Raw genomic sequence first — 21,524 nt, 5'->3', positions numbered from 1 at the left:
CCCGCCGACGTGGCACGCTGCGCGCTGGCGAGTCGCCCGGACGTTCTTAAAGCGCTTTAATGATGGCGCCGATCACAGCAGGGTGTGACGGTCGTGTCAAGGGAGGAGGGCGGTCGTCCTGAGTGCAGAGGAGTCGGCGCGTCGTCCCCGGCTGCAGGACGTCGCGGCCGAGGCGGGGGTGTCCCCGGCGACGGTGTCGCTGGTGCTGCGTGGTGCCCCGGGGCCCAGCGGTGCCACCCGCGAGCGCGTGCTGGACGCGGCGGGCCGGCTGGGATACCGGCCCGACCGCGCGGCCAGCCTGCTGGCCCGCCGGCGCAGTGGGCTCATCGGCGTCCTGATGGACGTGCGCAGCACCTTCCACGCCCAGCTCGTGGAGGACGTCCACGAGGCGGCCGAGGAGCACGGGTACGACCTGGTGCTGAGCACCGTGACCCGGAGCCGGGACGAGGCGCGGGCGGTCGAGACGCTGCTCGACTCGCGCTGCGAGGCCCTCGTGCTGCTCGGCCCGGAGGCCCCGGCCTCGCGGCTGAGCGCGCTGGACCGGCAGCTCCCGGTGGTGGCCGTCGGCCGCCCGGTGCCCTCGGCCGGTGTCGACGTCGTCCGGGTCGCCGACGAGGAGGGCGTCGCGCAGGCCGTCGACCACCTCGTCGGCCTCGGGCACCGCCGCATCGCCCACGTCGACGGGGGGCCCGGGGTCATCGCGGCCGGCCGGCGGCGCGGCTACCAGCGGGCCATGCGCGGGCACCGGCTCGGGCGGCAGGTGCGGGTCGTGGAGGGGGACTCCGGCGAGGCGTCCGGCGCGCGGGCGGCGCGGACGCTGTTCGGGTCGGACGCGCCCCCGACCGCGGTCGTGACCTACAACGACGCCTCCGCCGTGGGCCTGCTCGACGCGCTGCTGCGCAGCGGGGTGGACGTCCCGGGCCGGGTCTCGGTGGTGGGCTACGACGACAGCCCCCTCTCGCGGCTGGCGCACGTCGACCTGACCACGGTCAGCCAGGAGTCCCGGCAGCTGATGCGGCACGCGGTCGCCGCGGTGGTCGAGCGGCTGGACGGCGGTCGCACCGAGCACCGCGAGGTCGTCGTCCCCCCGCGGCTGGTCGTACGGGGGACGACCGGTCCGCCGCCGGGAGGGGACTGAACCCCGCATCGGCGAGCTCGTGCGGGATGCCGCCAGGCCGTGCCAGGCCGGGGTTTGTCCTGACAACGAGTTGACAGTGGCGTCGGTCACCCGTAAGTCTTGAAGCGCTTCAAACCGAGCCGCTCCCGACCGCGGAGACCCACATGGCCGAGACCGCCACCGCCCCGCTCACCCCCGCGCTGGACTACGACCCGTTCCGGCCGGACTTCTACACGTCCGACCCGTTCGGGACCTACCGCCGGATGCGCGACGAGGCACCCGTGTACCGCAGCGAGCGGTGGGGATGGTGGGTCCTGACCCGCTTCGAGGACGTCCGGGCGGCCATCCTCGACGCGGACACGTTCCGCAGCTTCGAGGGCATGGACATCGACGACAGCCGCCTGGAGCAGGTCCCCCCGGGGTCGATCGGGAGCATGGACAACCCCCGGCACGACCAGGTGCGCTCGGTGGTGCAGCCGTACTTCCTGCCCCGCCGGATCGCCGGCCTCGAGGACGGCGTCCGCGCCGTGGTGCGCGAGCTGGTCGCCTCCTGGCGGGACCGCGGCGCGGGGGGTCGTGCAACGGTGGACATCGCCCAGGAGCTGGCCTGGCCCATGCCCTTCGACGTGTTCTTCCACCTCATGGGCCTGCCGAGCCGGCACGCCGAGGACCCCGTGGAGCGGGCGCGGCGGGACCAGCTGGAGCGCTGGACCCACGAGCTCAAGGACCGGGTGCCCGGCACGCCGCACCTCACCCCGGTGGCGAAGGCGGCCACTGCCGGGGTGCAGCAGTTCTTCATCGACCTGCTGGAGGAGCGCCGCCGCAACGGGCGCGACGACCTGCTCACGGAGTTCGTGCACGCCGACGTAGACGGGGTGCCGTTCGTGGACGCGCAGGTCACGCCGAACTCCGAGGTCAGCGGCCTGATGATGATCCTCTTCCTCGGCGGGGTGGAGTCGACCGCCGGGCTGGCCGGCACGCTGTTCACGCTGCTCGCGGAGAACCCCGACCAGCGGGCGCTGCTGCAGGCCGACCCGTCGCTCATCCCGGCCGCGGTCGAGGAGGCCATGCGCCTCATCACGCCGCTGCAGCTCACCGCCCGGACGACGTCGCGCGAGGTCACCCTGCACGGGGTCACCATCCCGGCCGGGGGGCGGGTCGTGCTGGTCCCCGGGGCCGCCAACCGCGACGAGCGCCAGTTCCCCCACCCGGACACCTTCGACATCACCAGGCCACGGGGCCGGCACCTCGGCTTCGGGGAGGGCGTGCACGGGTGCCTGGGCGCGCCGCTGGCCCGCCTGGAGGCGCGGATCGCGCTGGAGGAGGCGCTGCCCGTCCTGGGCGACTACCAGCCGGCCGGCCCGCCGACGTTCTACCCCAGCTCGCCCAACATGTACGTCTGGGAGAACCTGCCGATCACCTTCGGCCGGGACGGACGCCGTCCGCACGTGGAGGCCGTCTCCCACCGGACGACGACCGTCACCCTCGCCACCTCGGAGTTCGAGGCCGAGGCGCTGGTGGCCGCCAAGCGGGAGGAGGCCGACGGGGTCGTCTCCCTGGACCTGCGTGAGACCGGTGACCGCCCGCTGCCGGCCTGGGAACCGGGGGCGCACGTCGACCTGGTCCTCGACGGGGCACCCACCCGGCAGTACTCGCTGTGTGGCGACCCCGCCGACCACCACGGGTACCGGCTCGGCGTCCTGCGCGACCCGGACGGCCGCGGCAGCTCGCGGTTCGTGCACGACCGGCTGTCCGTCGGCGACCGGGTGCGGGTGCGCGGGCCGCGCAACAACTTCCCGTTGGTGTCCTCGCCCCGGTACCTGTTCATCGCCGGCGGCATCGGCATCACGCCGGTCCTGCCGATGATCCGGGCCGCGGAGGCGGCGGGCGCCGACTGGGAGCTCGTCTACGGCGGCCGGCGCCGGGCGTCCATGGCCTTCCTCGACGAGCTCGCGCGGTACGGCGACCGGGTGTCGGTGCGCCCCCAGGACGAGACCGGGCTGCTGGACCTCGACGGGCTGCTCGGCACCCCCCGGCCGGACACGCTCGTCTACTGCTGCGGCCCCGAGCCGCTGCTGGCGGCGGTCGAGCGGCGCTGCGCCGGCTGGCCCCGCGGTGCGCTGCACGTGGAGCGGTTCGCGCCCCGGCCGCAGGCCGAGCCGGCGCGGGCCGAGGCGTTCGAGGTCGTGCTGGAGCGCAGCGAGCGCACCCTGACCGTGCCGCCGGACCGGTCGATCCTGTCGGTCGTCGAGGAGGCGGGGGTCGGCGTCCTCTCCTCGTGCGCCGAGGGCACCTGCGGCACCTGCGAGACCGGCGTCCTCGAGGGCGTGCCCGACCACCGGGACTCGGTCCTCACCGACGAGGAGAGGGAGGCGAACGACTGCATGATGATCTGCGTCTCGCGTGCCCGCACGGACCGGCTGGTGCTGGACCTCTGAAGAAGGACCCTCCTGCCCCCACCGTTCGCGAGCTCACGGCGGGACCCTGCAGGAGGGCCGTTCCACGACGTCACGGGGACGGGGTGGGGCGGTGGTGCTCCGGACGACGAGGCGGGGCGGGACGACCAGCTCGCGCCGCTCGACGGGGACGCCGTCGAGCCGGTCGAGGGCGCGCCCGACGGCGAGCGCGGCCAGCCGGTCGACGTCCTGGGCCACCGAGGTGAGGTCGACCGAGGTGAGCCTGGCGATGCGGCTGTCGTCGTAGCCGACCACGCTGACCTCCTCCGGGACGGCGCGGCCCGCGCGCCGCAGCACGTCGAGCACCCCGAGGGCGCAGCGGTCGTTGAACACGGTGACGGCCGTCGGCAGCGACCCGGCCAGGAGGTCCCGTGCGGCGGCGGCCCCGTCGTCCTCGCCCAGCCCGCCCGGCACGACCCGCGGGGTCAGGCGGGCGGCGCCCAGCGCCTCGCGGTACCCGCGGCGTCGCTCGGCCGCGCCGGGCGCCCGCCCGCCGTCGACGTGCACCACGTCGTGGTGGCCCAGGGCGATCAGGTGCTCGACGGCCAGGCGCATGCCCTCGTCGTCGGCGGTGCGGACGACGTCGACCGCGGCGGACCGGACCGAACGGGCGACGACGACCACCGGCAGGTGGGCCGCGAGGTCGGCGAGCGCTGCCGTGGGTGACGAGGGGCCGAGCAGCACCAGGGCCTCGCAGCGGTCCTGCAGCAGGCCGGCGACGGCGCGCCTCTCGTCCCGCCCGGGGGTGACGGCGCTCAACGCCAGCTCGTACCCGGCCCGCTCGGCCGCGGCGTACAGCCCGCTCACCAGGTCACCGTGGAAGGGGTGCTGGACGCCGAACACCACACCGAGCAGTCGGCTGCGGGAACTGCGCAGCAGCCGGGCGCGGCTGTCCGGCCGGTAGCCGATCTCCTCGGCTGCGCGTCGCACCCGGTCCCTGGTCGCGGTGCTGGCCCCCGGGGCGTCGCGCATGACGATCGAGACCAGGGCGGTGGAGACCCCGGCCCGGGCGGCGACGTCCGCCAGGGTCGGTCTCCTGTCCGGGGCCCTCGGTGGCACCCGCCGACTCTATCCCGGGAAACTAGAACGTTATAGCCATATCCCCTTGACGAGGGGAGTGGTCCCCGCCACCCTCTTCACTAGAACGTTCCAGAGACGAGGGAGGCGGCATGGATACCGTGGGTGTGGCCCTGATCGGGTCGGGGCGGATGGGGGCCTTCCACGCCGAGACGCTCGCCCGGCGCCTGCCGCACGCGCGGCTGGCGGCCGTGGTCGACCCCGCGCCGGATGCTGCCGAGCGGCTGGCCGGTGCGCTGGGTGCGGACCGGGCGTACACCGACGTGGCCCAGGCCTGGGACGATCCCGCCGTCCAGGCGGTGGTGATCGCGGCGCCGGCCCGGTCGCACGCCGACCTGGTCGTCGCCGCCGCGGGTGCGGGCCGGCACGTGTTCTGCGAGAAGCCGATGGCGGTCACGCTCCCGGAGGCCGGCCGGGCCATCGACGCCGCCCGTTCCGCGGGCGTCGTCCTGCAGGTGGGGTTCAACCGCCGGTTCGCCGCGGACTGGGGGGCCGCTCGGGCGCTGCTGGACGACGGCACGCTGGGCACCCCGCGGCTGCTGCGCTCGCTGACCCGTGACCCCGGCGGCTTCGACCCGTCCCGCGTGCTGCCGGACACGATCTTCCTCGAGACGCTGATCCACGACTTCGACACGCTGCGCTTCCTCAACCCCGGCGCCGAGGCCGTCGAGGTCTCCGCCGTCGGCGACGCGCTGGTGGAGCCGGGGTGGCGGGACCGCGGCCTGCTGGACACCGCGGTGGTCACGGTGCGGTTCGACAACGGCGCGATGGCGGTGGCCGAGGCCTGCTTCGAGGCCGCCTACGGCTACGACGTCCGTGGCGAGGTGCTCGGCTCCGGCGGCATGGCCACCATGGGCGACGGCCGGCGCAGCGGGATGGCCTTCTCCGGGCCGGCCGGGCGGCTCGTCGAGACCGTCCGCGGGGACCAGGAGCTGTTCCCCGAGGCCTACACGGCCGAGCTGGCCGCCTTCGTCGAGGCGGTCCGGCAGGGGCGCCCGGCCCCGGTGACCGGCGAGGACGCGCGCGCGGCGCTGGCCATCGCGCTGGCCGCGGCCGAGTCGGTGCGCACCGGCGGCCCGGTGCGGGTCGAGAAGTGAGCGGCTACCGCCTGGCCGCCTCGGCCGAGATGCTCTTCCTCGACCTGCCGTTCGCCGAGCGGGTGCGGCGCATCGCCGACCTGGGGTTCGAGGTGGAGATCTGGGACTGGACGGCCAAGGACGTCGACGAGCTCGTCGCGACCGGCGCCACGTTCTCCTCGATGACCGGGTACGTCACCGGCACGCTCGCGGACCCCGACGGTGCGGAGGAGCTGCTGCGCACGGCCGAGCAGTCCCTGGCCGTCGCCGAGCGGCTGGACTGCCCGCGGCTCAACGTGCACGGGACCGGGCTGGACGGCCGCGGGCTGCCGGTGGTGCCGACCGAGGTCGTCACCCCGGCGATGTGGCTGACCGCGGCCCGCACGCTCGAGCGGCTGGCGGCGCTGGGTGAGCGGGCCGGTCGGGTCTTCACGCTGGAGAACCTCAACACCGCCGTCGACCACCCCGGCACGCCGTTCGCCCGTGCCGCGGACACCATCGCGCTGGTCGAGGCCGTGGACAGCCCGCACCTGCGGCTCAACCTGGACCTCTACCACGCGCAGATCGGCGAGGGGAACCTCGTCCAGCTGGTGGAGCGGGCGCTGCCGCTGGTGGGCGAGATCCAGGTGGCCGACGTCCCCGGCCGGTGCGAGCCCGGCACGGGGGAGATCCACCACCCGGCGATCGCCGCCGCCCTCGACCGGCTCGGCTACACCGGCGTCGTCGCGCTGGAGGGCTGGGCCGCCGGAGACCCGGCCGTGGCCCTCGACCGGTTCCGCACCGCCTTCACCCTCTGACGACCCGGCAGGTCCTCCCGACGATCATGGACCTGGGGACGCGACGCGCCCCCGTCCGCCGGCGTGTCGTCACCGCAGCTCCATGATCGTCGCGGGGTTCGACCGGTCGGAGCAGCGTCCGAGCGGTCGCGTGCAGGGCCGGCGCCGGCGGAGACAGGTCTCGCCGACGCCGGCCGGTCCCGTGGCCCCGGACGACCGGCGCCGGCGGAGGCGGGTCTCGCCGGCGCCGGCCAGTCGGTGGTGCCTTCAGGCGTTCTGCGGGAAGCCCAGGTTCAGGCCGCCGTGGCTGGGGTCCAGCCAGCGGCTGGTGATGACCTTGCCACGGGTGAAGAAGTGCACGCCCTCGGCGCCGTGGGCGTGGGAGTCGCCGAACAGGCTGTTCTTCCACCCGCCGAAGGAGTAGTAGGCCATCGGCACCGGGATGGGCACGTTGATGCCGATCATGCCGACCTGCACCTCGTGCTGGAACCGGCGGGCGGCCCCGCCGTCGTTGGTGAAGATGGCGGTGCCGTTGCCGTACTCGTTGCGGTTGATCAGCTCGACGGCGTGCTCGTAGGTGTCCACCCGCAGCACCGACAGCACCGGTCCGAAGATCTCGTCGGTGTACACGCTCATCGGCGGCTCGACGTGGTCGACCAGGGTCGGGCCGAGCCAGAAGCCGTCCTCGCCGCCGTCGGGGGTCACCTGGCGGCCGTCCACGACCAGCTTGGCGCCCTGCTGCTCGCCGGCCTCGACGTAGGAGGCCACCCGGTCGCGGTGCCGCTTGCTGATCAGCGGGCCCATGTCGCTGCCCTTGCGGCCGTCGCCGGTGCGCAGCGTGTGGGTGCGCTCGGCGATCCGGGCGACCAGGTCGTCGCCGATCCCGCCGACGGCGAGCACCGCGCTGATCGCCATGCACCGCTCCCCGGCCGAGCCGAACCCGGAGTTGACCGCCGCGTCGGCGGCCAGGTCCAGGTCGGCGTCGGGCAGCACGACCATGTGGTTCTTCGCCCCGCCCAGGGCCTGCACCCGCTTGCCGTTGCGGGTGCCGGTCTCGTAGACGTAGCGGGCGATCGCGGTGGACCCGACGAAGGACACCGACCGGATGTCGGGGTGCTCGAGCAGCCGGTCGACGGCCACCTTGTCACCCTGGGCGACGTTGAACACGCCGTCGGGCAGCCCGGCCTCCTTCCACAGCTCGGCCATCCAGATCGCCGCTGAGGGGTCCTGCTCGCTGGGCTTGAGGACGACGGTGTTGCCGGTGGCGATCGCGATGGGGAAGAACCACATCGGGACCATCGCCGGGAAGTTGAACGGGCTGATGATCGCGACCGGGCCGAGCGGCTGGCGGATGGAGTACACGTCGACGTTGGTCGAGGCGTTCTCGGTGAATCCGCCGCGGACCAGCGAGGGCACGCCGCAGGCGTACTCCACGACCTCCTGGCCGCGGGAGACCTCGCCCAGAGCGTCGTCGAGGACCTTGCCGTGCTCGGCGGTGATGATCGCGGCCAGCTCGGGCTTGCGGGCGTTGAGCAGCTCGCGGAAGCGGAACAGCACCGCGGTGCGCTTGGCCAGCGAGGTGTCCCGCCAGGCGGGGAAGGCGGCGGTGGCGGCGGCGACGGCCGCGTCGACCTCCTCGGTGGACGCGAGCGCGACCTCGCCGGTGACCTCGCCGGTCGCCGAGTCGGTCACCTCGCCGGTGCGGCCGCTGGCGCCCTCGCGTCGGGCGCCGTCGATCCAGTGCGGGATGTGCGTGGGCATGGCTACCTCTCAGGGAGCGGTGTCGTCGGACAGCGGGGTCTGCGGGAAGTTCGGCCGGGACGTGCCGGCCGCGGGCCCCGAGGAGCCGTCGTCGGGGCCGGCGCCGGCGAGCGTCCCGGCGGGGAAGTGCTTGTCGACCAGCTGGCGGATCGCGTCGAGCATCCGGGTCCCGGACTCGCGGGCCTGGTCGTCCCAGCCGAAGACGCAGGTGGTCAGCACCCCGTCGAAGCCGATCCCGGCCAGCGCGGCGAAGGCCGCGTCGAAGTCGACGTCCCCGCGGCCGATCTCCGCGTGCTGGTGCACGCGGGTGGTGTTGCCGGGCGGGTTGGTGATGTACCGCAGCCCGTCGGAGGCGGTGTGGTCCATCGAGTCGGCGACGTGCACGTGGGTGAGCAGGTCTCCGGCGTGCGCGATGATCCCCGGCGCGTCGTCGCCCTGGTGGAACGTGTGCGGCAGGCAGTACAGGAAGGACACGCACGGGCTGTCGATGCCGCGCACCATGTCGACCGCCGGGTGCCCGAGCTCGATGAAGTCGTCCGGGTGCGGCTCCAGCGCCAGCTTGACGCCCTCGCGCTCGAAGAGCGGCAGCAGCTCCTCCATCGACCGCCAGAACATCGCCTCGGCGAGCTCCGGGGCCTCCGGGCGGCCGTTGAACTCGGAGTTCATGGTGTCCACGCCGAGCTCGACGCAGATCTCGACGGCCCGCTTCCAGTACCGCACCGCGGCCTGCCGCTCCACCTCCCCCGGCCCCGACCAGCGCATCACCGGCAGCAGCGAGGTCACCCCCACGCCGGCGTCGGCCAGCTTCGACCGGAAGGCGCGCACGGTGGCGGTGTCCACCCGGGGGTGCTTGAAGAACGGGACGAAGTCCTCCCGGGGCGAGAGCTCGATCCACTCGTAGCCCATGCCGGCCACCACGTCGGGCAGCTCCAGCAGCGGCGTGGTCCGAAGCATCTGCGGGTCCAGGGCGATCCTCATCGCGCCTCCAACCGGACCTCGGTGCGCCGGCCGGAGCGCAGCGCCTCCACACCGGCGGCGCACACCGCCTGGGCGGCGTACCCGTCCCACGCCCCGGGGCCGTCGACCTCGCCCCGGCGGGCGGCGTCCACCCAGCGCTGCAGCTCGATGTCGTAGGCCCGGCCGAACCGCTGCCGGAAGTCCGGGGCGATGCCGCCCGAGCGCAGCGCCCCCGCCGGTCCGCCCGTGGCGCGGACCAGGCCCTGGTCCAGGCCGATCATCGCGCTGCCGTCCTCGCCGATCACCTCGGTGCGGACCTCGTAGCCGACGCCGGTGTTCACAAAGCACTCGACGTCGACCATCCGGCCGCCGGTGGTCTCGAAGAGCACGAGCAGCGGGTCGGACTGGCCGGCGATGGCGTGCCGGGTCGCCCGCGGCCGCAGCACGGTGACCGCGGCGATCTCCTCGTCGAGGAGGAACCGGGTCACGTCGACCTCGTGCACCACCGAGTCGTTGACCATCATCTCGCTGGTGAAGTGCGGCGGGACGGCAGCGTTGCGGTGCGCGCAGTGCACGACCAGCGGCTCGCCCAGCCCGCCGGCGTCGATCAGGGCCTTGAGCTCGGCGTACTCGGGGTCGAAGCGGCGCATGAACCCCACGGTGACCAGCCGGCGGCCGGTGCGGGCGGTGTACGCCTCCTCGGTCCGCACGATCCCCAGGGAGCTGGCGGCGTCCATGGTCAGCGGCTTCTCGCACAGCACCGGCTTGCCCCGCTCGATGCAGGCGAGCACCTGCTCCTCGTGGAACCGGCCGGGCGTGGCGATCAGCACGGCGTCCACGTCGTCGTCACCGATCGCGGCCAGCGGGTCGCCGATCACCCGGCAGCCGGGCACCGCGGCCGCCACCTGCTCGGCCTTCTCGGCGAAGGCGTCGCTGACCGCGACGACCGAGGCTCCGGAGATGCGGCTGTGGAGGCGGGCGACGTGGTCGGCGCCCATCATCCCGACGCCCAGGACGGCGACCCGCAGGTCGCGCGCGGGGACGTCGGCGAGGTCCGGGAGGGCCCCGGCGCGGGTCTCTGCGGTGGTCACGCCCGGTCCTCCTCGGCGGTCGTGGTCCTCGGGGCGCCGATCTGCAGCGACGGGAAACCGCAGCTGCCGATGTAGCGGTGGGTGCGCTGCGCGATGGGGAACGGCTGGTCCGGCGGGCACGGGTACATGTCGTGCTCGACGATCGCGAACACGTCGAGGCCGTGCTCCTCGATCGCCTCGAACAGCGGCGGGTAGGCGGGCACGCCGTTCGGCGGCTCGACCATGGCACCCATCCGCACCGCCTCGGGCCAGACGACGTCCTTCTCCAGCACCTCGTCGATGACCGCCGGGTCGACCTGCTTGAGGTGCAGGTAGCCGATCCGCTCCGGGTAGGTGCGGATCAGGTGCAGGTTGTCGCCCCGGTAGTAGCTGACGTGCCCGGTGTCCAGGCACAGCGGCACGAACGCCGGGTCGGTGTCGGCGAGGAAGCGCTCGATGTCCTCCTGGTACCCGACGTGGCTCTCCGCGTGCGGGTGGTAGGCGATGGACAGGCCGTACTCCTCCTGCACCGCGCGGCCCAGCCGCTCGACGCCCGTGGTCTTGGCCTGCCAGGCCTCGGGGGTCAGCCGCCGGGGCTCGATGTCGGCCCCGGTCTTCTCGTCGCGGAACATCCCGGGGATGACGACGACGTGGGTGCCGCCCATCGCCGCGGTCAGCGCGGCGACGTCCTTCACCTGGTTCCACACCGCGTCCCAGGAGTCCGGCCGGTGCAGGTGCTCGAACACCGTGCCGGCGGACACCTGCAGGCCCCGCGCGGCGAGCTCGTCGGACAGCCGGCCCGCGTCGGTGGGCAGGTAGCCGTAGGGGCCCAGCTCGATCCACTCGTAGCCGCATGCGCTGACCTCGTCGAGGAAGCGCTGCCACGGCACCTGGGCCGGGTCGTCGGGGAACCAGACGCCCCACGAGTCGGGTGCCGACCCCACCCGGATCCGGCTGCGGCCCGGCTCGGGAGCGGCCTGGGCGGGCGCCGCGGGGTGCTGCGCGGTCATCTGTTGTCTCCTCCGTGGGCGAGCGGGCGGGTCAGGACTGGGGGACATCGCGCTCGGACGGCGCGAGGTAGGCGGGGCGCTGCACGGTCTTCCACCGGTCGTAGACCGCGCGCGCCTCCTGGGTGCTCTGCAGGGTGGACACCTCGCTGACCGGGACGTCCCACCAGGACCCGCTCGACGGCGCGTCGATCAGCGGGTCGGTCTCCACGTGCACGACCGTCGTCCGGTCGCCGGCCTTGGCCTTGCGCAGCGCGGCCTCGAAGCTGGGGCCGTCCTGGGCGACCAGGACGTCGACGCCCAGGCTGGCGGCGTTGGCGGCGAGGTCGACCGGCAGCACGTCGCCGTCGAGCCGGCCGGAGTCCGACCGGTAGCGGTAGCGGGTGCCGAACCGCTGGGAACCCAGCTGCTCGGACAGCGCGCCGATCGAGGCGAAGCCGTGGTTCTGCACCAGGACGACGACGATCTTGACGCCCTCCTGGACGGCGGTGACCAGCTCGGTCGGCATCATCAGGTAGGACCCGTCGCCGATCATGACGAACACGTCGCGGTCCGGGTCGGCCATCCGGATGCCGATGCCGCCGGGGATCTCGTAGCCCATGGTCGAGTAGCCGTACTCGACGTGGTAGCCCTTGCGGTCGCGGACCCGCCACATCTTGTGCAGGTCGCCGGGCATCGAGCCCGCGGCGCAGACCACGACGTCCCGCGGGGCGGAGACCTCGTTGACGATGCCGATGACCTCGTTCTGCGTCAGCCGGCCGCCCTCGCCCGCGCTCGGGGTCTCCGGGTGGTAGGCGGCCTGGACGGTGGCCTCCCACGCGGCGGCCAGCTCCGCGGTGCGGGCCCGGTAGCCGTCGTCGACCGACCACCCGGCCAGCGCGTCGGTGAGCGCGGTCAGCGTCTCGCGGGCGTCGGCCTGCACGCTGACCCCGGCGTGCTTGACGGCGTCCATCGAAGCGACGTTGACGTTGACGAACCGCACGCCGGGGTCGTTGAAGGCGGTGTGCGAGGCGGTGGTGAAGTCCTGGTAGCGCGTGCCGATCCCGATGACGACGTCGGCCTCGCGGGCCAGGGCGTTGGCCGCCGTCGTCCCGGTGGAGCCGATCGCACCCACCGACTGCGGGTGGTCGAAGGGCAGCGCGCCCTTGCCGGCCTGGGTCTGCCCGACCGGGATGCCGGTGGCCGAGACGAACGCGTCCAGCACGTCGGTGGCCCCGGAGTAGATGACCCCACCGCCGGCGACGACCAGCGGCCGCCGCGCCGAGCGGATGACCTCGACCGCGCGGGCCAGGGCGGCGGGCTCGGGCAGCGGCCGGCCCACGTGCCAGGTGCGCTCGGCGAACAGCTCCACCGGCCAGTCGAACGCCTCGGCCTGCACGTCCTGCGGGAAGCACAGGGTGACCGCGCCGGTCTCGGCCGGGTCGGTCAGCACCCGCATCGCGCCGAGCAGCGCTCCGGGCAGCTGCTCGGGCCGCCAGATCCGGTCGAAGTACCGCGACACCGGCCGGAAGGCGTCGTTGACGGTGACGTCACCGCTGTGCGGCTGCTCCAGCTCCTGCAGCAGCGGGCCGGCCGAGCGGGTGGCGAAGGTGTCGGCCGGCAGCAGCAGCACCGGCAGCCGGTTGATCGTCGCCAGCGCCGCGCCGGTGAGGGTGTTGGTCGAACCGGGGCCCACGCTGGTGGACACCGCCCAGGTCTGCAGCCGGTCCTTCGCCCGGGCGTAGGCCACGGCGGTGTGCACCACGGCCTGCTCGTTGCGGCCGAGCACGTAGGGCAGCGCGCCGGGGGTGTCGATCTCGGCCTGCAGCAGCGCCTGGCCGAGCCCGGCCACGTTGCCGTGACCGAAGATGCCGAAGCAGCCGGCGAACAGCCGCTGCCGCTGCCCGTCGCGCTCGGTGTGCTGCTGGGCCAGGAAGCGTACGACGGCCTGGGCGACGGTCAGCCGCACGGTCTCGGTCCGTGCCGGGGGTGGGTACTCGCTCACGGTCGGGAGGCTCCGTTCTGGTCGGTGCCGGCGGGGGAGTGGAGGGGCAGCCGGGGGTCGACGGGCTCGGCGGCCCAGGTGCCGCGGACCCACGCGTGGTCGGGGTCGTCGACGATCCGCCAGGCGCGCTCGGTCCCGGGCCCGGCCATGACGTTGAGGTAGTAGAGGTCGTGCCCGGGCGCGGCGATCGACGGGCCGTGCCAGCCGTGGGGGACCAGGACGACGTCGCGGTCGCGGACCTCGGCGAGCACGTCGATCGGCCGCTCGGGTGTGCCGTAGACCCGGTGGTAGGCCAGGCCGGGCTGGCCCTGCGGTCCGGGGGCGACCTCGAAGTAGTAGATCTCCTCGAGCTCGGACTCCACCTCGGAGGTCTCGTCGTGCTTGTGCGGCGGGTAGCTCGACCAGTTGCCCCCGGGGGTGATCACCTCGCAGGCGATGACCGCGTCGGCCTCGAAGACGCCGGCCGTGGCGAAGTTGTTCACCTGCCGGCTGCACCGGCCGGCGCCGCGCAGCTCGACGGGGACGTCGGCGGCCGGGCCGTAGCGCACCGGGAGACGGCGCCGGGCGCGGGCGCCGCAGAGGGCGAAGCGCCCGCCGCCCCGGCTGGTCAGCGTGGCCGTGACCCCGAGCGGGAGGTAGGCGAAGTCGGTGGGGCCGGCGAAGACGCCGCTGCGCCCGGCGAGGGTCAGCACCTCCCCGTCGCACTCGACGGTCAGCCCGCCCTCCAGCGGGACGACGACGACCTCGTCGGGACCGGTGTCGAGGGTGTGGCTGCCGCCGGCCGGCAGGTCGAGCGCCCGCAGGCTGGTGTGTCCCCAGCCGGCGGACTCGGGCGTCACCTCGAGGGCGTAGGGCCCGGCGGCCGCGGCCCCGGCGGGCAGGTGCAGCGACGTCGTGGCGCCGGTGGGGGTCAACGGTCCTCCAGAGGGGGCGGCCCCCTTGCAGGGTCCCGCCGCGAGCCTGCGAGCGGTGGGGGGCAAGGGGGTCCTCAGTGGACGAGGGAGACGGCGGTGTCCACGGCGGCCTCGACGTCGTCGTCCGGCGGGTAGAGCAGGGTGCGGCCGACGACCAGGCCGTGCACCGACGGCAGCGCCAGGGCGTCGCGCCAGGCGGCGTAGGTCTCGTCGGGCCGGCGGGAGGGGTCCCCGCCGAGCAGCAGCGTCGGCAGGGTGGTGGCGTCCATGACCCGTGCCATCTCGGCGACCACCGGCAGCTTCATCCAGGTGTAGGCGGAGGTCGCCCCGAGGCCCTGGGCGATGTGCACCGACTTGATGACGGCGTCGGGGCTGAGGTCGTTGCTGACCCGGCCGTCGACCCGCCGCGACAGGAACGGCTCCAGCATCGCCACGACGCCGGCGCGGGCCAGCTCGGTGACCGCCCGGCCGGAGGCCTCCAGCATCCGCACCGTGCCGGGGTCGTCGAGGTCGATCCGGTTGAGCATCTTGGCCGCGTCGAAGCGGGCCTCCACCACGCCGGCGACGTCGTACCCGGTCATCCGGTCGTCGAGCTCGAAGCTGGCCCCGGCCAGGCCGCCGCGGTTCATCGACGCGACGACGACCTTGTCCTCCAGCGCACCGAGCAGCAGCAGGTCCTCGGCGACGTCGGCGGTGGCCAGCAGGCCGTCCACACCTGGGCGGGCCAGCGCGGTGCGCAGCCGGTCGAGCATGTCGGTGCGGCTGTTCATCGCCGTCGGCCGGCCCTGGGCCGCCAGCGCGCCCCGGGCGGGGTGGTCGGCGGCGACGAGCATCAGCCGCCCGTCCTCGGGGAGGAACCCGGGCCGGCGGCGACGCGCGGCCAGTGCCCGTCCGATGGCCTGCGGGTCCCGGCTGCGCACCTCGGTGACTTCGGCGTACGTGGCGCAGACCGGCCGGGCGGTGCGGGTGTCGGGGGACAGGACGGTGTCAGACACGGGAGCCCTCCAGGGACGCGGCGACGTGCTGGTCGATCTCGGCGGCGGTCGGCATGGCCGTGGAGCACTCGAGTCGCGAGGCGACGATCGCTCCTGCGGCGTTGGCGTTGCGGAGCAGCTGCGCGAGGGGGAGCCCGGTGAGCAGGCCGTGGGCGAGCGAGCCGCCGAACGCGTCGCCCGCGCCGAGGCCGTTGACCACCTCGACCGGCGTGGGCGGGACGACGACCCGTTCGGTCCGCGTCTTGCCGAGCACCCCGCGTGGGCCCTGCTTGACGACGGCGAGCTCGATCCCGGCGTCCAGCAGCGCGTCCGCGGCGCGGTCGGGGTCGGTCTCGCCCACCGCCACCTCGCACTCCTCGCGGTTGCCCACGGCGACGGTCACGTGGGGGAGGGCAGCCTGCACCTGGGCGGTCGCCTCCTCGCGGGAGGACCAGAACACCGGCCGGTAGTCCAGGTCGAGCACGGTGTGCCGCCGGCGCCCCCGGGCCTCCCACGCGGCGTGGTGGGCCGACCTGCTGGGCTCCTCGGACAGCCCGGTCACCGTCGCCCAGAACAGCCCGGCGTCCCGGATGGCCGAGGTGTCGAGGTCCTCGGGGCGGATCTGCAGGTCCGGGGCGGCGGGCCGGCGGTAGAAGTACAGCGGGAAGTCGTCCGGCGGGAAGATCTCGCAGAAGGTGACCGGCGTGGGATGGACCGGGTCGACCACCACGAGACCGTCGTCGACGCCGAGGTCGCGCAGCGCGCGCCGGACGAACCGGCCGAACGGGTCGTCCCCGACGCCGGTGACCAGTGCGGTCGAGTGGCCGAGGCGCGCGGCGGCGACCGCCACGTTCGCCGCGCTGCCGCCGAGGAACTTGCCGAACGTCTCGACGTCCTCCAGCCCGACGCCGACCTGCAGGGGGTAGACGTCCACCCCGCTGCGTCCCATCACCAGCACGTCGAGGGCGTGTGCCACGGCTCTCCCGTCCCCCTGCGTCGTCGTTCCAGGCTCGCGACGACTGTGCTCCGGGACACACTGCCGTGTCAACACTTTGTAAAGACATAAATGCATACGAACGTCGTGATGTCGGGCTGCCCCGATCAGGTGAGGGCAGAACGACACGCGGAGGTGCGACCATGGCCGGGACGCTGTCTGGGCCCCGCGCGGCGCCCGCTCTCCCAGGAGGCACCCGTGCTCACCTTCGACATCGACCGGTCCAGCCCGACCCCGCTGTACTTCCAGCTCGCCCAGGCGATCGAGGGCGCCATCGCGGGGGGTGCGCTGCCGTCGGGCTCCAAGCTCGAGAACGAGGTGCTGCTCGCCCAGCGCTACGGCCTGTCCCGGCCGACCGTCCGGCGGGCGGTGCAGGAGCTGGTCGACAAGGGGCTGCTGGTCCGGAAGCGCGGCGTGGGCACCCAGGTGATCCAGCCGCACGTGCGTCGCTCGGTCGAGCTCACCAGCCTCTACGACGACCTCGCCCGGGCCGGCGAGGCGCCGACCACCGAGGTCCTCTCGCTGGAACGGGTGCCGGCACCCGCGGACGTGGCCGAGGAGCTCGACCTGCCCCCGGGCGACGAGATCGTCGTCGTCCGCCGGCTGCGGCGTTCGCACGGCGAGCCGCTGGCGCTCATGACCAACCACCTCCCGGGCCGGTTCCACCCGACCGTGGAGGAGCTCTCCGAGCGGGGTCTGTACCAGTACCTGCGAACCCAGGGTGTGCACCTGCGTGTCGCCCACCAGCGCATCGGCGCGCGGCTGGCCCGGGCCGAGGAGTCCCGGCTGCTCGACGAGCCCCCGCGCTCGGCGCTGCTCACGATGCAGCGCACCGCCTTCGACGACCAGGGCCTGGCCGTCGAGTACGGGCACCACCTCTACCGGGCGTCGCGGTACGACTTCGAGACGACGCTCGTCGGCCGCTGAGGCCGTCCCGTCCGGCGCGCGGCCCTCGGGCTGGCGACGCCCGTGGGCGGTGCCACCAGAAAAGGTCGCGGCCAGCCCTCAAGGTCACCCGGAAGGGTGACGAGAACACAAGGGACAGGAGTGGGCCGAGTGCCCCGTGTGCCCGGTGTGACAGCCGTGCCGCGTGGCGACTTCCGAGACCGGTGTGACCTCGTCACGCTGGGGTGGCCCCCACGCACCCCTCTTCCCCAGGGAGCGACATGCTGCACAGCCGTCCGCGCCGGCGCACGCCCGGCACCGCCGGGGTGGTGCGCAGCCTGCTGGCCGGCATCGTGGCCGGGACCGTGGTGCTCACCGGCGCCGCGCCCGCGGCCGCCGCCCCGGAACCGGTCAACCCCAGCGACGAGGAGATCGGCCAGGCGCAGTCGGCGCAGGACGCCGCCGCCGCCGAGGTGGGCCGGATCGCCGCGCTGGTCGCCCAGGCCGAGTCGCAGCTCGAGGGCTACGCCGTCCAGGCCGAGGCCGCCGGTGCGGCCTACCTGGCGGCCGAGGAGGCCCTCGCCCAGGCGCAGGCCGAGGCCGAGCGGACGGCGCTGGAGCTGGAGACCGCCGCCGCGGCCGTCGACGCGGCCGTCGCGCGCATCGCCGGCTTCTCGCGGGACAGCTACATGAGCGGCAACACGCTCTCCACCGCCGCCGCGCTGCTGGACGCCGACGGCCCGGCCGAGCTGATCCAGACCGCCGCGATGCTCGAGTACGTCTCGGCCAACCAACTCGACGTCCTCGGCCAGCTGGAGGTCGCCAAGGTCAAGCAGGCCAACGCCGACTCCGCGGCCCGCGCCGCCCGGGACAAGACCGCCGCGGCCGAGGCCGCCGCGGCCGCCGCCAAGGCCACCGCCGACCAGCAGCTGGCCGCCCAGCGTGCCGCCTACGACCAGGTCGCCGCGCAGAAGGCCCAGTACGACCAGCAGCTGCAGGCCGCCGAGATCGAGCTGCTGCGGCTGCAGGGCGCCCGCGACGCCCACGAGGCGTGGCAGCAGCAGAAGGCCGCCGAGGAGGCCGCCGCCGCCGCGGCCGCCCGCAAGGCCGAGGAGGAGGCCGCCGCCGCGGCCGCCGAGGCCCGCGCCAGCGCCCGCAGCCAGAGCTCCGGATCGAGCAGCAGCAGCGCCTCCACCAGCGCGGGCAGCTCCGGCGGCTCGGGCCCCTACGTGAAGCCCACCTCCGGCCGCACCTCCAGCTGCTACGGCTTCCGCTGGGGCGCGCTGCACGGCGGCGTGGACATCGCGGCCCCCATCGGGACCCCGATCTACGCGGCCCACTCCGGCACCGTCGCCCGGGCCGGCACGGCCACCGGCTTCGGGTACGCCGTCTACATCCGCGGGAACGACGGCGCGGTCACCGTCTACGGCCACGTCAACGAGTACTACGTCGAGGCCGGCGAGCGGGTCGACGCCGGCGAGCTGATCGCCACGGTCGGCAACCGCGGCCAGTCCACCGGCCCGCACCTGCACTTCGAGGTGCACCCCGGCGGCGCCATGTACGGCGGCCAGGTCGACCCGGTGCCGTGGATGCGCGCCCGCGGGGTGTCGATCAGCGGCTGCTGATCCGGCCTCCCTGCAGCGGCCCGCTGCGAGCCTGCGAGCAGTGGGGGGCAGGGAGGTCCTTCCTCAGCTGGGAGGCGCGGTGGACGTCAGGCCGCAGTTGGCGACGACGTAGTCGGTGAGCCCGGTCTGCGCCTCGCCCAGCTCCGCGCCGACCTGGGCCTCGGCGTCGGCGAAGGCCTGCTGTCCCTCAGGGGTGGCGAGGTCCAGGCCGCCCGCGGTGTCGGCGAGCCGGCGCAGGCCGTCGAGCAGCGCGTTCCAGTCGCCGGCGACGTCGGCCGGGGCCTCGACCTGCTCCAGCCGGGTGACGACCTGCGGCAGCTGCCCGGCCACCGCCTCGGGGGTGCCCGCGCCGAGCGTGCCCTGCAGCTCGGTGAAGGCGGTGGTGATCTGGCCGCAGAACTCCTGCGCGGCGGGGTCGGGGGCGGCCGTCCCGCTCGACGGGGCGGACGACGAGGGCGCCGGCGCCGGCGTGCTGGACGCGGCGGCCGGCTCGTCGTCGCCGGAGCCACCACAGGCGGTGAGCAGGACGACGGCGGCGGCACCGGCGAGGGCCGAGCGGAGCAGCGGGGCGGGGGAGCGCATGCGCCCGACGGTATCCGCCGCCCGCGCCGCGGCGCCGGGCCGCGGCTAGCGTGCCGGGCGTGAGGACCCCCGTCGACCCCCGCACCACCTGGGAGCTCCCGGCCCCCGGAGCGATGCCCCGGACGGCGGACCTCGAGCCGCTGGTCACCCGCGTGCTGGCGCCCAACCCCTCGCCGATGACGCTCGACGGCACCAACAGCTACCTGGTGGGCGCCCCGGGCAGCGGGCAGGCGGTGCTGGTCGACCCCGGCCCCGACGACCCGGCGCACCTGGCCGCGGTGGAGGCCGCGCTGGCCGCGCGCGACGCCCGCTGCGTCGCTGTCCTGGTCACCCACCACCACGGCGACCACGCCGAGGCAGCGCTGCCCTGGGGTGAGCGGTTCGGCGCGCAGGTCGCGGCGGCCGACGCCGGGGTCGCCGGTCCGGCCGGGCGGGTGCTGGAGCCCGGGGAGCGGCTGGCGCTGGCCGGGACGGTGCTGGACGTCGTCCCCACGCCCGGGCACACCGCCGACCACCAGGCCTTCCGGCTGGAGTCCGGCGCGGTGCTGGTCGGCGACCACGTGCTGGGGCGCGGGACGTCGGTGGTGACCCACCCGGAGGGGGACGTGCTGGCCTACCTGGAGTCGCTGCGCCGGGTGCACGACCTCGGCCCGAGCGCGCTGTACTGCGGGCACGGGCCGGAGCTGACCGAGGACCCGGGCGCGGTGCTCGACTTCTACCTGGCCCACCGGGTGTTCCGGGAGGGGCAGCTGCTGGCGGCGGTGGTGCGCGGCGCCCGGACGGTGGACGAGGTCGTGGCCGACGTCTACGCCGACGTACCGCGCGGGCTGTGGCCGGCGGCCGCGCAGTCGACCCGGGCGACGCTGGCCAAGCTCGCCGCCGAGGGGCACGCGGTGGTGGACGGGGACCGGGTGTCGCTGCCGTGAGCGTCGCCGTCGTCCGGGCGGGGGACAGCGAGCGCGACCAGCGGCGCGCCGCGGCGGCGCTGCGGGCGGCGGGGCTCGGCCCGGGCGACCGGCTGCTGGTCTCGGCCACGGCCTCCCCGGCCCTGCTGGCCGTCGTGCTGGGTGCGCTGCGCACCGGCGTCGTCCCGGTGGTGCTCGACCCCGCGCTGCCCGCGGCCGAGCGCGCCGCGCTCGCCGAGGACGCCGACCCGGGGCTGGACGCCGGCGACGACCCCGCCCGGCTGCTCACCGCGGACGGCGAGGTGGAGCTGGCCGACGTCCCGCTGGCCCGGCCGATGCACTACACCTCCGGCACGACCGGCCGCCGCAAGGGTGTGTGGTCCGGGGTGCTGGCCGGGGACGACGCCCGGGCGCTGGCCGCGGAGGAGATCGGGCTGTGGGGCTTCGGCCCGGACGACCGGCACCTGGTGCTCTCCCCGCTGCACCACTCCGCGCCGCTGCGGTTCGCCGTCCACACGCTGCTGGCCGGCGGCGAGGTGCTGCTGCCGGGACCCTTCGACGTCGCCCGCGCCGCGGAGGCGATCGGCACGCTGCGCCCGACGACCACCTTCTGCGTGCCCACCCACCTGCAGCGTCTCCTGGCCCACGGCAGCACCGACTGGTCGTCGTTCCGCCGGCTGGTGCACGCCGGCGCGCCCTGCCCGGAGCCGCTCAAGCGGGCGGTGCTGGCCGCGGCGCCCGGGGGCAGCGTGTGGGAGTTCTACGGCTCCACCGAGGCGCAGTTCACCGTGTGCTCGCCGGAGGACTGGCTGGCGCACCCCGGCAGCGTGGGCCGCGCCCGGCCGGGACGGCGGCTGGAGACCGACGAGCGCGGCCAGCTGTGGTGCGCGGTGCCGCGGTGGGCGCGCTTCGCGTACTGGCGGGCGCCGGAGAAGACCGCGGCGGCCTGGCGCGGGGACCGGGTGACGGTCGGCGACCTGGGCCGGGTGGACGACGACGGCACCGTCTGGCTCGACGGCCGCCGCGAGGACCTGGTCATCTCCGGCGGGGTGAACGTCTACCCGGCCGAGGTCGAGGCGGTGCTCGACGCCCACCCCGGCGTCGTGGAGAGCGCGGTCGTCGGCGTGCCCGACGAGCAGTGGGGACAGCGGGTGGTCGCCGCGTACGTGGGGGACGCCGACCCGGCCGACCTCGCCGGCTGGGCCCGCGAGCGGCTGGCCCCGGCCAAGCGGCCCAAGAGCCTGCACCCGGTCGGCGAGCTGCCGCGGACCTCGACCGGCAAGGTGCGCCGGCTGGACCTGCCGGGGGTCCTCGGGCTGTGAGCACGCCCGACGACAGCCGAGGGAGCATCGCAGCGAGATGCC

The 21,524-nt window shown here is 74.9% G+C and carries 18 protein-coding genes; 8 read left to right on the top strand and 10 right to left on the bottom strand.

From position 1 onward, the window contains the following. The first annotated feature begins 118 nt into the window (after positions 1–118). Complete coding sequence (locus BLR12_RS10015; protein WP_091377098.1) at positions 119–1,138, top strand: LacI family DNA-binding transcriptional regulator; 1,020 nt, start codon at positions 119–121, stop codon at positions 1,136–1,138. 143 nt (positions 1,139–1,281) lie between these two features. Further along, entirely contained in the window at positions 1,282–3,555 is a 2,274-nt protein-coding gene (locus BLR12_RS10010; protein ID WP_218120610.1) for a cytochrome P450, read from the top strand. A gap of 33 nt (positions 3,556–3,588) precedes the next feature. On the opposite strand, the gene BLR12_RS10005 is transcribed toward BLR12_RS10010, so the two are convergent. Next, positions 3,589–4,632 (bottom strand): LacI family DNA-binding transcriptional regulator, encoded by a 1,044-nt coding sequence (locus tag BLR12_RS10005; RefSeq protein WP_091377093.1) that lies wholly within the window; start codon positions 4,630–4,632, stop codon positions 3,589–3,591. A 110-nt stretch (positions 4,633–4,742) separates the two neighbouring features. On the opposite strand from BLR12_RS10005, the gene BLR12_RS10000 reads away from it, so the two are divergent. Both BLR12_RS10000 and BLR12_RS09995 read left to right on the top strand, forming a co-directional pair. Beyond that, positions 4,743–5,747 carry a Gfo/Idh/MocA family oxidoreductase gene (locus tag BLR12_RS10000; protein WP_091377091.1) on the top strand — a complete coding sequence of 335 codons (1,005 nt, stop codon included), beginning with the start codon at positions 4,743–4,745 and terminating at the stop codon, positions 5,745–5,747. Beyond that, positions 5,744–6,523, top strand: coding sequence for a TIM barrel protein (locus BLR12_RS09995; protein ID WP_091377088.1), 780 nt, complete (start codon positions 5,744–5,746; stop codon positions 6,521–6,523). The genes BLR12_RS10000 and BLR12_RS09995 overlap by 4 nt, the downstream gene beginning before the upstream one ends. Positions 6,524–6,769: 246 nt before the next feature. Here the strand turns inward: BLR12_RS09995 and BLR12_RS09990 are convergent, their stop codons facing one another. The 8 genes from BLR12_RS09990 to iolC form a co-directional block, all read right to left on the bottom strand. Next, positions 6,770–8,263, bottom strand: a complete 1,494-nt coding sequence (locus BLR12_RS09990) for a CoA-acylating methylmalonate-semialdehyde dehydrogenase (protein ID WP_091377086.1) — start codon at positions 8,261–8,263, stop codon at positions 6,770–6,772. A 9-nt stretch (positions 8,264–8,272) separates the two neighbouring features. Beyond that, on the bottom strand, positions 8,273–9,241 hold the full coding sequence (locus BLR12_RS09985; RefSeq protein ID WP_091377083.1) for a sugar phosphate isomerase/epimerase family protein: 969 nt from the start codon (positions 9,239–9,241) through the stop codon (positions 8,273–8,275). Beyond that, complete coding sequence (locus BLR12_RS09980) at positions 9,238–10,311, bottom strand: Gfo/Idh/MocA family protein (protein ID WP_091377081.1); 1,074 nt, start codon at positions 10,309–10,311, stop codon at positions 9,238–9,240. Before BLR12_RS09980 ends, BLR12_RS09985 begins: the two co-directional genes overlap by 4 nt. Further along, positions 10,308–11,300: a sugar phosphate isomerase/epimerase family protein gene (locus tag BLR12_RS09975; RefSeq protein ID WP_091377078.1), complete on the bottom strand. Its 993-nt coding sequence runs from the start codon at positions 11,298–11,300 to the stop codon at positions 10,308–10,310. The genes BLR12_RS09980 and BLR12_RS09975 overlap by 4 nt, the downstream gene beginning before the upstream one ends. 31 nt (positions 11,301–11,331) lie before the next feature. Beyond that, positions 11,332–13,281, bottom strand: coding sequence for a 3D-(3,5/4)-trihydroxycyclohexane-1,2-dione acylhydrolase (decyclizing) (gene iolD / locus BLR12_RS09970; protein ID WP_091377076.1), 1,950 nt, complete (start codon positions 13,279–13,281; stop codon positions 11,332–11,334). Then, on the bottom strand, positions 13,278–14,195 hold the full coding sequence (iolB, locus tag BLR12_RS09965; protein WP_091377074.1) for a 5-deoxy-glucuronate isomerase: 918 nt from the start codon (positions 14,193–14,195) through the stop codon (positions 13,278–13,280). Before iolB ends, iolD begins: the two co-directional genes overlap by 4 nt. 74 nt (positions 14,196–14,269) lie before the next feature. Then, on the bottom strand, positions 14,270–15,190 hold the full coding sequence (locus tag BLR12_RS09960; protein WP_091377071.1) for a class I fructose-bisphosphate aldolase: 921 nt from the start codon (positions 15,188–15,190) through the stop codon (positions 14,270–14,272). Beyond that, positions 15,183–16,145 (bottom strand): 5-dehydro-2-deoxygluconokinase, encoded by a 963-nt coding sequence (iolC, locus tag BLR12_RS09955; RefSeq protein WP_218120609.1) that lies wholly within the window; start codon positions 16,143–16,145, stop codon positions 15,183–15,185. Before iolC ends, BLR12_RS09960 begins: the two co-directional genes overlap by 8 nt. Before the next feature lie 216 nt (positions 16,146–16,361). Here iolC and BLR12_RS09950 point away from each other — a divergent pair, with 216 nt between their 5' ends. Both BLR12_RS09950 and BLR12_RS09945 read left to right on the top strand, forming a co-directional pair. Continuing rightward, positions 16,362–17,090: a GntR family transcriptional regulator gene (locus BLR12_RS09950; protein ID WP_091377069.1), complete on the top strand. Its 729-nt coding sequence runs from the start codon at positions 16,362–16,364 to the stop codon at positions 17,088–17,090. Between the two features lie 239 nt (positions 17,091–17,329). Next, positions 17,330–18,673, top strand: a complete 1,344-nt coding sequence (locus BLR12_RS09945; RefSeq protein WP_091377067.1) for a M23 family metallopeptidase — start codon at positions 17,330–17,332, stop codon at positions 18,671–18,673. 63 nt (positions 18,674–18,736) lie between these two features. On the opposite strand, the gene BLR12_RS09940 is transcribed toward BLR12_RS09945, so the two are convergent. Next, positions 18,737–19,255, bottom strand: a complete 519-nt coding sequence (locus BLR12_RS09940) for a hypothetical protein (protein WP_091377065.1) — start codon at positions 19,253–19,255, stop codon at positions 18,737–18,739. A 59-nt stretch (positions 19,256–19,314) separates the two neighbouring features. Between BLR12_RS09940 and BLR12_RS09935 the strand changes: the two genes are divergently transcribed. Beyond that, a complete protein-coding gene (locus tag BLR12_RS09935) occupies positions 19,315–20,181 on the top strand; it encodes an MBL fold metallo-hydrolase (RefSeq protein ID WP_091377062.1) in 867 nt (288 codons plus the stop codon). Next, positions 20,178–21,482, top strand: a complete 1,305-nt coding sequence (locus BLR12_RS09930) for a class I adenylate-forming enzyme family protein (protein WP_091377059.1) — start codon at positions 20,178–20,180, stop codon at positions 21,480–21,482. The genes BLR12_RS09935 and BLR12_RS09930 overlap by 4 nt, the downstream gene beginning before the upstream one ends. The last annotated feature ends 42 nt before the right edge of the window (positions 21,483–21,524 follow it).

The organism is Geodermatophilus sp. DSM 45219, assembly GCF_900104025.1.
In the GTDB taxonomy this organism is placed as follows: Bacteria; Actinomycetota; Actinomycetes; order Mycobacteriales; family Geodermatophilaceae; genus Geodermatophilus.
Note: the sequence above shows the minus strand (reverse complement) of the source record. Positions and strands in the feature narration are given on the sequence as shown.

What these genes read in the sequence shown, in the direction of transcription:
- BLR12_RS10010 (WP_218120610.1), top strand. Translation starts at nt 1,282, where the DNA reads ATGGCCGAGACCGCCACCGCCCCGCTCACCCCCGCGCTGGACTACGAC.
- BLR12_RS10000 (WP_091377091.1), top strand. Translation starts at nt 4,743, where the DNA reads ATGGATACCGTGGGTGTGGCCCTGATCGGGTCGGGGCGGATGGGGGCC.
- BLR12_RS09990 (WP_091377086.1), bottom strand. Translation starts at nt 8,263, where the DNA reads ATGCCCACGCACATCCCGCACTGGATCGACGGCGCCCGACGCGAGGGC.
- BLR12_RS09985 (WP_091377083.1), bottom strand. Translation starts at nt 9,241, where the DNA reads ATGAGGATCGCCCTGGACCCGCAGATGCTTCGGACCACGCCGCTGCTG.
- BLR12_RS09975 (WP_091377078.1), bottom strand. Translation starts at nt 11,300, where the DNA reads ATGACCGCGCAGCACCCCGCGGCGCCCGCCCAGGCCGCTCCCGAGCCG.
- BLR12_RS09945 (WP_091377067.1), top strand. Translation starts at nt 17,330, where the DNA reads ATGCTGCACAGCCGTCCGCGCCGGCGCACGCCCGGCACCGCCGGGGTG.
- BLR12_RS09940 (WP_091377065.1), bottom strand. Translation starts at nt 19,255, where the DNA reads ATGCGCTCCCCCGCCCCGCTGCTCCGCTCGGCCCTCGCCGGTGCCGCC.